This window comes from Nocardia sp., from assembly GCF_025465275.1.
Classification (GTDB): Bacteria; Actinomycetota; Actinomycetes; order Mycobacteriales; family Mycobacteriaceae; genus Nocardia.
This window is the reverse complement of sequence record NZ_JAODNK010000102.1, coordinates 1-10,044: the sequence shown is the minus strand read 5'-3', so window position 1 is coordinate 10,044 and position 10,044 is coordinate 1. Positions and strand designations below refer to the sequence as shown.

Below are 10,044 nucleotides of genomic sequence, written 5' to 3'. Positions count from 1 at the left end.
TCCGGGCATGTGCCCAATGAGACCGTGCCCGCGCAGGTGTCGGCGGATCTGGTGAACTTCTGGGAGGAACTGGCATGAACGACGTCATCGACGACCTATTGGCCAAACTGGATCTGGCGGCCAAGGTCCGGCTCATCTCCGGCTCGGGCGTTTTCCGCTTCGCCGGCGATACGAGCATCGGCCTGGCCGAAATGCCGGTCTCGGACGGCCCCTCCGGTGTGCGCGGCGAACTCTGGGACGAGCGCGACCCGTCGGTGAGCCTGCCCTCGGGTACGGCGCTGGCCGCGACCTGGGACCGGGCGCTGCTCGGCCGGATCGGCGGGCTCATCGCCGCCGAAGCGCGCCGCAAGGATGTGTACGCGGTACTCGGCCCGACCATCAATCTGCACCGATCCCCGCTCGGCGGACGGCATTTCGAATGCTTCTCCGAAGATCCCATGCTGACCGGCGAGATCGCGGCCGCCTATGTGGACGCGGTGCAGGCGCACGGCGTGAGCGCGTGCCCGAAGCACTACGTGGCCAACGACTCCGAGACCGAACGCTTCAGCGCCGATGTCATCGCCGACGAGCGCACCCTGCGTGAGCTGTACCTGTACCCGTTCGAGCGGGCGGTGCAGGCGGGCACGTGGATGATCATGGATTCCTACAACTCGGTCAATGGCACCACCATGACCGAGAACACCCTGCTGGACGAGCCTTTGAAGGGCGAGTGGGGTTTCGACGGCGTGGTGGTGTCGGACTGGACCGCGGTGCGGTCCACCGCGGGCGCCGCCGAGGGCACCGATATCGCCATGCCCGGCCCGTGGGAGCTGTGGGGCGCGCCCCTGGTGGAGGCGGTGCGCAAGGGTGAGGTCCCCGAGTCGGCCATCGATGAAAAGGTGCGCCGCATACTGCGTTTCGCCGTTCGAGTCGGCGCGCTGAACGGAACCCCGCAGCAGCCACCGGCTTTCACCGACAAGGCTGCGCAAGGCTTGGTGCGTGAGGCCGCCGCGAAGGCCATGGTGCTGGCTGCGAATGACGGCACCCTGCCGCTGGGCAAGCCCGCCCAGGTCGCGCTGCTGGGTGCGGCCGCCACCGAGCCTCGCTTCATGGGCGGCGGTAGCGCCACAGTCATTCCGGCGCATACGACTTCGCCGCTCGAGGGCCTGTCGGCGGTGCTGCCGGTGCGGTACACGCCGGGTGTGCACCTCAATGACCATATGATTCCGGTCCCGCTCGACCTGGTCACCGATCCGGAGACCGGGACGCCGGGTCTGCGGCTGCGCTACCTCGACGGCGACACCGTCCTGGACAGCGAGCACCGCACCGCGGGTGGGCTCATGCTGTTCGGCAATCCGAATGCCATGCAGGCCAAGTCCTTCGAACTGCGCGGCAAGCTGCGGGTCGATACGGCGGGGGAGTGGCGGATCGGTTTCGCCGGTGTGGGCATGCTGCGCCTGGATATCGACGGCGAAACCGTGCTCACCGAGACCGTCATGCCCGCCGGCGCCGATCCGGTCGAGATGCTGCTGAATCCGCCGCAGCGCTGGGTGACTCGCACGCTCGCCGAGGGTGATGAGCTCGATGTGCTCATCCAGCTCGCCCCGGTGCTGGATTCGGGCTTGCCCGCCATGGGTCTCACCTACGCGGTCGGCCGTCCGCGCCGCGCCGCCGACGAAGAGTTCGCCGCCGCAGTGGAATTGGCCCGCACGTCCGAGGTGGCCGTGGTTGTGGTCGGCACCACCGAGCAGATCGAATCCGAGGGCTTCGACCGCAAGGATCTGCGACTGCCCGGCCGTCAGGACGAACTGGTGGCCGCCGTCGCCGCGGTGAACCCGCGCACCATCGTGGTGGTGAATTCCGGTTCGCCCGTGGAGATGCCGTGGCGCGATGATGTCGCCGCCGTGCTGCTGACCTGGTTCCCCGGCCAGGAATTCGGTTCGGCGCTGGCCGATGTGCTCACCGGCGCTGCCGAACCCGGCGGCCGCCTGCCCACCACCTGGCCCAAGGTCATGGCCGATGTGCCGGTGCTGAACACCAAGCCCGCCGCCGACAATTCGCTGCCCTACTACGAGGGCATCCACATCGGCTACCGCGCCTGGCTGAAAGCCGGTGTGACACCGGCATATCCGTTCGGCCACGGCCTGGGCTACACCACCTGGGAGCTGGCGGACCTGACCGTGACGGGGCGTACCGCCACAGTCACCGTCCGCAATACCGGCGACCGGACCGGCCGCCAGGTCGTCCAGGCCTACCTCTCCCGCGAGGACAGCGCCGTCGACCGCCCGGTGCGCTGGCTCTCCGGCTTCGCCCTGGTCGAAGCCGCCGCAGGCGAAACCGTCACCGCCACCGTCGATCTGCCACAGCGTTCATTCGAACACTGGACAGAACAGGGCTGGGCCGTCGAACCCGGAGTCTTCACCTTGCACATCGGCACCTCGGTCGCCGACCTGCCCCTCACCGCAGAAATCAGCTGACCTCCAGGTTTCCGGGCCCGCCTCGCGTTCGGGCCCGGAACCTGCTCTCACACCACCCCGTCACCGCCCTCGTCATCCCGGCATGCGTTTGGCCGGGGTTGCTGGACCGCAGTGAGTATGGATCCCGGCCAAAAACGCGCCGGGATGACGAGGGGTATCTGTCCCAATGACGGGGCGGGTGTCGGACGGCACGGTCACAAGAGCCGCGAATCCTTTATCCACTTTCACTCGCACACTTTGGATTTCACCGTGGCTCACTCTGACGCCGATATCTCTCTCGGCGGGAACTCCGCTACCGTCAACGCTCCCACCAAGGGCCTGCTGCCCCTGCTCTTCCTCGGCAATGCCGCCATGTACGCGATGTATTCCGGCGTCGGTGGTGTGCTGCTCCCCCTGCAGGTCGAACATATCGACGCAGCCGACAAGGTCGCCAATCTCGGTCTGGTAGCAGGCATTTCGGCGATCTTCGCTACAATCTTCAACCCGGTCGCGGGCGCGCTCTCGGATCGTTCCGGTCGCCGCAATCCCTGGATTCTCGGTGGCGGCCTGGCCGCGATCGCCGCCATGGCGCTGCTGGGCAGTGTGAATACCGTGCTGCTGGTGACGATCGCCTGGTGTGTGGGTCAGGCGGTCATGAATATCTATCAGGCCGCCATCACCTCGGTGGTTCCGGACCGGGTGCCGCTCGCGCGTCGTGGAGTCGCTTCTGCGGCAGTCGGTCTCGGCCTGCCCTTCGGGACGGTGGCCGGTGTCGGCCTGGCATCGGCCTTCAGCTATCGCACCGGCTACCTCGCGCTCGGGTTGCTCGTCGCGGCGGCCGCCGTCGTGTTCACCGCCGGCGCGCGTGAGCAGCGCATGCCTGCCAAACAGGCAGCGTCCCTGCGCGATCAGGGGCGCACCTTCCTGAGCGTATTGCGGGAGCACGACTTCCGCTGGGCCTTCATCGGCCGTTTCCTGCTGGTCCTGGGTTATTTCTCCGTCGTCGGCTACCAGCTCTACATCCTGCAGGACCATATCTCCCTGCCCGGCGGGCTGAAGCCGTCCACCGCGGTGGCGATTCTGACCGGCATTTCGGCTGTGGGCATGACACTTTCGACGGTGGCCGGCGGTGTGCTCTCCGATCGCCTGAATCGCCGCAAGCTCTTTGTCGGGCTGTCCGCGGGCATTGCGGCGGCCGCGCAGCTGATCCCGGTCATCAGCCCGACCTGGCCCGGCATGCTGGCCTTCGCGGCGGTCAACGGTGTGGCGTTCGGCTGCTACATGGCGGTCGATACCGCCCTGGTCACCATGGTGCTGCCGAAGGCGGAGGACGCCGCCCGCGATATGGGCGTCCTGAATATAGCGAATGCGGCCCCGCAGATCCTCGGCCCGTTTGTCGCCTCGGCGGTGGTCAGCCTAGGCGGCTACGCGCCGCTCTTCCTCTTCGGCGGTGTGCTGTCGATACTCGGCGCACTCGCCGTCGCACCCATTCGCTCCGTGCGCTGACCGGTTGCGGCGCACGCTTCGGCAAGTCCCTCCAGCCAGTCCCGAATCGAGGCCTGCTGCTCGGGCGTGAATCGCGCCTCCAGTTCGGCCTCCCGCCGCGCGACCGCAATGCGCGCCGCTGCCAACCGTTCTCGCCCGGACTCGGTGACATGAATCTGGTGGGTGCGCCGATCGGTGGGATGCGGGCTTCGTTCGATCAGGCCCTCCGCTTCGAGTCCGCCGAGCATTTCATTTGCGGCTTGCCGAGAGCTGGCCACCTCGCGAGCAATATCCGCGACCGACAGCCCGGGGTGCGATTCGGTCATCATCAGCGTCGCATACTGCGAGGTCGAGAGCCCGAAAGCCTTGAGCTCCTCACCGATTGCCGAGCGCATGGTCAGCCAGACCGTGCGGACCATGAAGGTCAGGGAACCGCCCTCGCCGCGATAGGAACCCACCGTCCAGCCTTCCTAGAGATTGACAGGTTCCTGACGATTATGCATTCTTTAGATCGTCAGGTTCCTACCGATCGTACCGAAGACTCCTGTGAAGGTTCCAGCCATGACCACACCTGTGACGTTGCCGAAATCCCGGCAGCGGCTGATTCTCGCCGTACTCCTGCTCTCGTCATTCCTGATCTGGATGGACAACACCATCCTCGGCATCGCCGCCGAAACCCTCGCCGACCCGGTCCGCGGCCTCGGCGCCAGCCTCTCCCAACTGCAATGGGCCACCGGCTCCTACACCCTGGTCTTCGCCGCCCTGATGTTCACCGCCGGCGCGTTCGGCGACCGCTTCGGTCACCGGACCGTCCTGGCCACCGGCATGGCGACCTTCGCCGCCGCCTCGGTGTGGGCGGCCTTCGCCGGCGACGCCGGACAGCTCATCGCCGCCCGGGCCGCCATGGGCGTGGGCAGCGCCATGATCATGCCCGCCACCATGGCCATCCTCACCTGGACCTTCACCGGCCCGGCCCGATCCACCGCCATCGGCATCTCGTCGGCCTCCGCCGGTGTCGGATTGGCGGCGGGTCCGCTCATCGCCGGTGTGCTGCTCGACCATTTCTGGTGGGGCTCGGTCTTTCTCATCAATGTCCCGGCCGTGGCGCTCGCGCTGATCGGAATCGTCGCTCTGGTGCCGCAATTCCGCAGCCCCACTAAGCGTCCGCTCGATCCCGCAGGATTCGTCCTGTCGATCAGCGGCCTCGGCGCGCTGGCCTACGGGCTGATTCGCGCGGGCCAGGTGGCCTCCTGGACCCCGCTCGATGTGTGGGCTCCAATCGCGAGCGGTGTGGTGCTGCTGACTGCCTTCGTGGTCGTCGAATTGCGTATGCGCCAGCCCAGTTTCGATCCCCGGCTGCTCGCGGGCCGCATCTTCGGCGGCGGCAATGCGGCGCTGGGCCTGCTGCTGTTCGCCATGACCGCCGCGGGTTTCTACGGCGCGTTCTATCTGCAAGGCGCACGGGGCTTTTCACCGTTGCAGGCAGGTTTGGCCAGTTCTCCGGCCGCGGTCGGCGCGATGGTGGGCGGACCACTCGGCATTCGCCTGGTGCGCCGCTGGACTATTCGCCCGGTGACCGCGACGGCGGTGACCGTCGCGGCACTGGCCATGGGTAGCTTCGCATTGTTCGGGCTACACACCCCGCTCATCTGGAACGAGATCGTCCTTGCGGTACAGGGACTTTCGATCGGCATCGTGATGGGTTCGGTGACAGCCGCCCTGATGAACACACTGCCGCTGGAGCGGGTCGGCGCCGGATCCGCGGTCACCAATACCGTGCGCCAGACCGGCAGTGTGCTCGGAATCGCGGTGGGCGGCACCATCATGTCGATCACCTACCGGCATGCGATCGACGGTTCGCTCCAGGATGTGCCCGGCCCGGTGCGGGATCAAGCGCGGGTCTCCGCCGAACAAGCCCGGCATATCGCCGCGACGATCCAGCGGCCCGACCTCGCTCATGCCGCGAACGATGCGTTCATCCACGCCATGCACGTGGGCTCGGTCTGGACCATGGTGATCGCACTCGCCGGAGCCGCCGTGCTGGCAATCACCATGCGCCCCAGCAGAAAACCCGCGGAGGCGCCCCCGGAGCCCATTCCGTCAGAGGAAGTTCTTCTCCAGCAGTAGGCCGAGCACGTTCGGGAACAGGTCCGGAAAGTCCATGGGGACAATGCCGAAGTGGCCGGGCTGGGTGCGGTGCGCAGTCAGGTAGCGCTCCACCTGCGGCATGATCGCATCGGCATTGTCCCTGGGCCAGGCATTATCGGAGTAGCTCGTGAAGTTGATGTACATCAGCGAGTTATTGCTGTCGGCGGCCGCCTTGTCGAAGCAGGCGCTGACATAGGAGAACTTGTCGCCGCCGGAGGACCCGGTATCGGCGGAGCCGGTGCCGCCGATCGACTTCCCGCCACCGAATGATCCGGTCCCACCGGCAGATCCGGAGTCCAGACCCATCAGGCCATTGGCCTTGTAGCGGTCCTGGAGATAGAAGAAGTTGTTCGACAAGTCTCCATTGTCACCGCTGGGCCACTGCAGTGCGGGCAGCTGATTGGCGAACTGCGCGATCAGCACGACCCGCCCGCGCGCCTCACCGAGGGTCGGAATGTGATTGCCGATCCAGAACAGCGGCCGGTAACCCTTGGTATCCAGATACCCGTCGAAGATCTGCTCGAAGTTGCCATCGACGTCATTATTGGTGCCGTCTTCCTTCTTGACCCGCATGACGATGACCTCACTCGGATTGCGGGCCAAGAAGTTTCGGCAGTCATCGAGCACGCCGTCGAAGGTGATGCCCTGGTAGGCCGACGAGTGATAGACCCCGAACGAATCGCTGGTATGGTCCTGCAACCCATTGAGGCGCATATCGAGGAAGCGGATCCCCTGCTGGAATTGATCAGGGAGCGCCCAGTTCTGGGTCTGGGCCCACGGGGTGCCGTGCAGCGAGCTATTGCAGCAGGAATCGTGAGTGCCCGGAATCGTCAGCCGCAGTAGCGAAGTGCTGTCGGGTAGCGCGCCCATCCACGCCTGCGGTGCGCCCACGCTACGCCGCAGCGGCCCCGGTGCGGCTTGTGCGCCGGTAGCGCTCAGTCCGGCCACAGCGGCCCCGGCAGTGGCGGCCACAGCGGTGCGCACGAATTCTCGGCGAGTCAGTCTCATCAGGTCCCTCGTTCTGCATGCCCGAAATGCGAGCATGTGTATCGAGCGGGGAGCCTAACCTGGACAAGAGACCAAGATCGCCGGTTTAGCGAATATCCCTGGTGAGAGTGATGATCATCCGGCCGCACTTCGGAACCTATGTGTCTGGGTCATGACCGGACCGCACGTCGGCCACGGCCGCCGCGATCATGGCGCGTGCATCCTTCCCGTGGATGGCTTGATCCTTGAGGCGGTGAAATGCCTTGTCGTATAACGCTATCTCGCTGGGCTGGGTGATCGTCAGCTCAGCGGAGACGGTCTCGACCTGCACCATTCGAGTGTCGAACATGATGAAGTTATTGGTAGGTGCGGTGTAGGTGTGCGCCGACGGGACGATGCCCAGTACGACGCGCGGCAGGGACATCGCTGTCAGCAAGCGGTCCATCTGTTCGAGCATCGTGTCCGCTGTGCCGACGCGGGTGTGGAGAACCTGTTCCGCGAGGATGAAGTAGAAGCGGTGATTGCCCCGGTACAGGACTTGCTGACGTTCCAAGCGGGCGGAAAGGCTTGCCTCGATCTCGGTCGTTGGTTCGTCGCAGAAATCGAGCACGGTTCGCAACAGCGCCTCAGCATAGGGCGGCGTCTGCAACAAGCCTGGCACAAGAACGGGCTCGTGCCAGCGCATGAGGTTCGTCTTGGCCTCGGTCGCTATGGACTGTTTCTGCCTGTGCGGCAACCGCATCCGCCGCCATTCGAGGTATGCCGTTTCAACGTTGCGCAGGTTGGCGATGAGGTCGGGTACTTGATCGGCTGCGCGGGTGTGGATGCACCAGAGGCGGACGTCATCATCTGTTGCGACCTGCCTGCCGTACTCGATCTTCGAGACCTTGGAAGGAGGCCAACCGGCAAGTTCGGAGAGTTGCCTGCCGGTAAGCCCTGCGTCCTTGCGGAGGTTGCGCAGGCGCTCACCGAACGCCTCGCGGGCCTGCCTCGCGGTGGTAGTCACGCTTTGACGTAATCAGCGTGGGGTACTGCCTTGTCCCACACCCGATTCCACACCACCCGAGCATGTTCGACTATCACCGGGTCGTAGCTGATACCCCATCCGATGTATCGTCCTGACGGCTCGAAGGCTGTGAACGCGAGTACTCGGTCGTCGAGCAGCCAGAAGTCATCCGTCGTCAACTCGGACGGGTCGATCAGATGCCGAGCGAGATAGCGGATTTCCTCGCCCACGGCGATGTTCTGTTCTGCGACAACGAGACCCCAGCGGGTGTAGTCGACATGGGGTTCGGTGACGATACGGGCACGCCGCACAGCTCGTCCGGAGGTCGTGACCTCACGAATCAGGCTCCACCAGGCCGTGCCCCATGCGTAGTCGTCAGGTTCGCCGGCCAAGAACTTGTGGAACGGCTCGGCTTCCTCCGGAGTCTCGTAGGTGTCGAGCACTTCGAGGTGGCAGGCGCTGTGCTCGCAGGATCGGAGAAGGTTGTCGATTTCCTCACCTTGCAGTATCTGCATTTACCCAAATCTCCTGTCCGACGGGAACCTCGACGCTGGTTTCATGGTCCGGGGCGTTCATCTGCGCCAGCGCCTCAACGTCCGTCACCGGGGTACCCGACAGGATGAACGTTCCGCGCCCGGTGTCCTCCAACGCTGCGCCGACGCTGGTGCCTGGGCGGGTGTGGGCAAGTAGCCGGTGAGGGATCTCCACGCGGTCATGATGTCCCTTCACTTTCCAGCTCTGAATGACGTACGTCCCTCGGTTGGTGGCGAAGAGCGTTGGGCTTCCGCCGTTCTGGGTGTTCTTGCCGAGGAAGGTCAAGTGCAGGGGCTGTTCTTCTGCCATGGCATTTCGTGTGATTTCTTCCATATCTCGATCGTGAGACACCAGGTGAAACCAGTCAACGGAAATCGTACCAGCGAGAAATTTAGAGAAATCTCGTTCAGATTTTCGCGCGCGGGTACTTAGCGTCGTTTGCAATGGGCCGGGTGAGCTTGACGTCGTCGTTCACCCGGCTCAGAGCCACTCTTCGAAAGGGCTTGGTGTGCAGGACAGTCAGTGCCACGTCCGCATCGTGTTCGGATCTTCGGTGTTCGACTACTGCGCAGCAAGGTAGGCCACGATTCTGTACGGGTCGGCCCCCACTTTCTGGGGCACAGGTCGTGCCGCCCGGTGTTAAAGTCTTGCCCGAAGGTGGCCGGAGCAGGGGGTTTCGGGCAGAGGTACGGCGAACTGCGTTGCACTGCCACGGATTACGCGGAATCTCGTCGACGCCGTGGCGTAACGGGGGCTGATGCGGCTCGATGTGCAGCTTGCGTACGAACGGTTGCAGTACCGAATTCGAGGGGATCTTATGCGGATCAAGTCACTGATCGTCGCCGGCTTCGCGGCGGGGATCGCCTTAACCGCCAGCGGGTGCGATCCGAGCTCCACACCCGGGTCGGTGGCAGGTACCACCCCGGCGGCTCACACCGGGCAGCCTCCAGGGCAAACTGCCCAACCGGGGCAGCCCACCCAGCCGGGGAACGCGACTGAGCCCGGTGGCGGCGTCCCTCAAACCAGCGCTGTGCCCGGGAACGGAAGTCCCGTTGCCGACCCGGCGACTCCCGTCGACACCGCAATCCCGAAGTGCGTGACCGCCCAGCTCCGCCTGGACAAGGGGGTTGGTGGTCCGGTGGGAGGGGACTGGTTCCTGAGGTTTATCAACTCCAGCTCGCGAACCTGTGTCCTGCAGGGATTCCCGGGCGTCTCGCAAACCAACGGTCCCAGCGGTGACCCGGTGGGCGAGCCCGCCGATCGGGACCAGGGTCCGCAGGCGCCCAAAGCCGCCCCGGTCACCCTCGCACCCGGCGCGGCAGCCCAATTCGAGTTCATCACCTACCCCAAGCAGATCAACGACTGCGCCGCCCTGCGCACCAGCACCCTGCGCGTCTACCCGCCCGACAACACCGAATCGCTCTGGCTGCCCTGGGACAACCTGATCTG

At 65.3% G+C, this 10,044-nt stretch carries 9 protein-coding genes; 4 read left to right on the top strand and 5 right to left on the bottom strand.

Going from position 1 to position 10,044, the window contains the following annotated elements:
* Positions 1 to 74: 74 nt before the first annotated feature.
* Both JWN03_RS23995 and JWN03_RS23990 read left to right on the top strand, forming a co-directional pair.
* On the top strand, positions 75 to 2,456 hold the full coding sequence (locus JWN03_RS23995) for a beta-glucosidase (protein WP_297619198.1): 2,382 nt from the start codon (positions 75 to 77) through the stop codon (positions 2,454 to 2,456).
* 249 nt (positions 2,457 to 2,705) lie between these two features.
* Positions 2,706 to 3,941 carry an MFS transporter gene (locus JWN03_RS23990; RefSeq protein WP_297619195.1) on the top strand — a complete coding sequence of 412 codons (1,236 nt, stop codon included), beginning with the start codon at positions 2,706 to 2,708 and terminating at the stop codon, positions 3,939 to 3,941.
* Here JWN03_RS23990 and JWN03_RS23985 read toward each other — a convergent pair.
* On the bottom strand, positions 3,860 to 4,378 hold the full coding sequence (locus tag JWN03_RS23985; protein ID WP_297619193.1) for a MarR family winged helix-turn-helix transcriptional regulator: 519 nt from the start codon (positions 4,376 to 4,378) through the stop codon (positions 3,860 to 3,862). The genes JWN03_RS23990 and JWN03_RS23985 overlap by 82 nt on opposite strands.
* Before the next feature lie 103 nt (positions 4,379 to 4,481).
* On the opposite strand from JWN03_RS23985, the gene JWN03_RS23980 reads away from it, so the two are divergent.
* A complete protein-coding gene (locus JWN03_RS23980; protein ID WP_297619189.1) occupies positions 4,482 to 6,047 on the top strand; it encodes an MFS transporter in 1,566 nt (521 codons plus the stop codon).
* On the opposite strand, the gene JWN03_RS23975 is transcribed toward JWN03_RS23980, so the two are convergent.
* The 4 genes from JWN03_RS23975 to JWN03_RS23960 form a co-directional block, all read right to left on the bottom strand.
* Positions 6,021 to 7,076, bottom strand: coding sequence for a phosphatidylinositol-specific phospholipase C (locus JWN03_RS23975; RefSeq protein WP_297619185.1), 1,056 nt, complete (start codon positions 7,074 to 7,076; stop codon positions 6,021 to 6,023). The two genes, JWN03_RS23980 and JWN03_RS23975, sit on opposite strands and share 27 nt — an antisense overlap.
* A 136-nt stretch (positions 7,077 to 7,212) precedes the next feature.
* On the bottom strand, positions 7,213 to 8,061 hold the full coding sequence (locus JWN03_RS23970) for a helix-turn-helix domain-containing protein (RefSeq protein ID WP_297619182.1): 849 nt from the start codon (positions 8,059 to 8,061) through the stop codon (positions 7,213 to 7,215).
* A complete protein-coding gene (locus JWN03_RS23965; RefSeq protein ID WP_297619179.1) occupies positions 8,058 to 8,576 on the bottom strand; it encodes a DUF6879 family protein in 519 nt (172 codons plus the stop codon). The genes JWN03_RS23970 and JWN03_RS23965 overlap by 4 nt, the downstream gene beginning before the upstream one ends.
* The gene (locus tag JWN03_RS23960; RefSeq protein ID WP_297619176.1) at positions 8,557 to 8,928 is read right to left on the bottom strand and encodes a hypothetical protein; all 372 of its coding nucleotides are present in this window, start codon (positions 8,926 to 8,928) and stop codon (positions 8,557 to 8,559) included. Before JWN03_RS23960 ends, JWN03_RS23965 begins: the two co-directional genes overlap by 20 nt.
* A gap of 424 nt (positions 8,929 to 9,352) precedes the next feature.
* On the opposite strand from JWN03_RS23960, the gene JWN03_RS23955 reads away from it, so the two are divergent.
* The coding region (locus JWN03_RS23955) for a DUF4232 domain-containing protein (RefSeq protein WP_366914467.1) at positions 9,353 to 10,044 on the top strand (692 nt) is incomplete at its 3' end.

Excerpts from the sequence above, each read along its gene's own strand:
- JWN03_RS23960 (WP_297619176.1), bottom strand. The coding sequence starts at position 8,928 with ATGGAAGAAATCACACGAAATGCCATGGCAGAAGAACAGCCCCTGCAC.
- JWN03_RS23975 (WP_297619185.1), bottom strand. The coding sequence starts at position 7,076 with ATGAGACTGACTCGCCGAGAATTCGTGCGCACCGCTGTGGCCGCCACT.
- JWN03_RS23995 (WP_297619198.1), top strand. The coding sequence starts at position 75 with ATGAACGACGTCATCGACGACCTATTGGCCAAACTGGATCTGGCGGCC.
- JWN03_RS23980 (WP_297619189.1), top strand. The coding sequence starts at position 4,482 with ATGACCACACCTGTGACGTTGCCGAAATCCCGGCAGCGGCTGATTCTC.
- JWN03_RS23965 (WP_297619179.1), bottom strand. The coding sequence starts at position 8,576 with ATGCAGATACTGCAAGGTGAGGAAATCGACAACCTTCTCCGATCCTGC.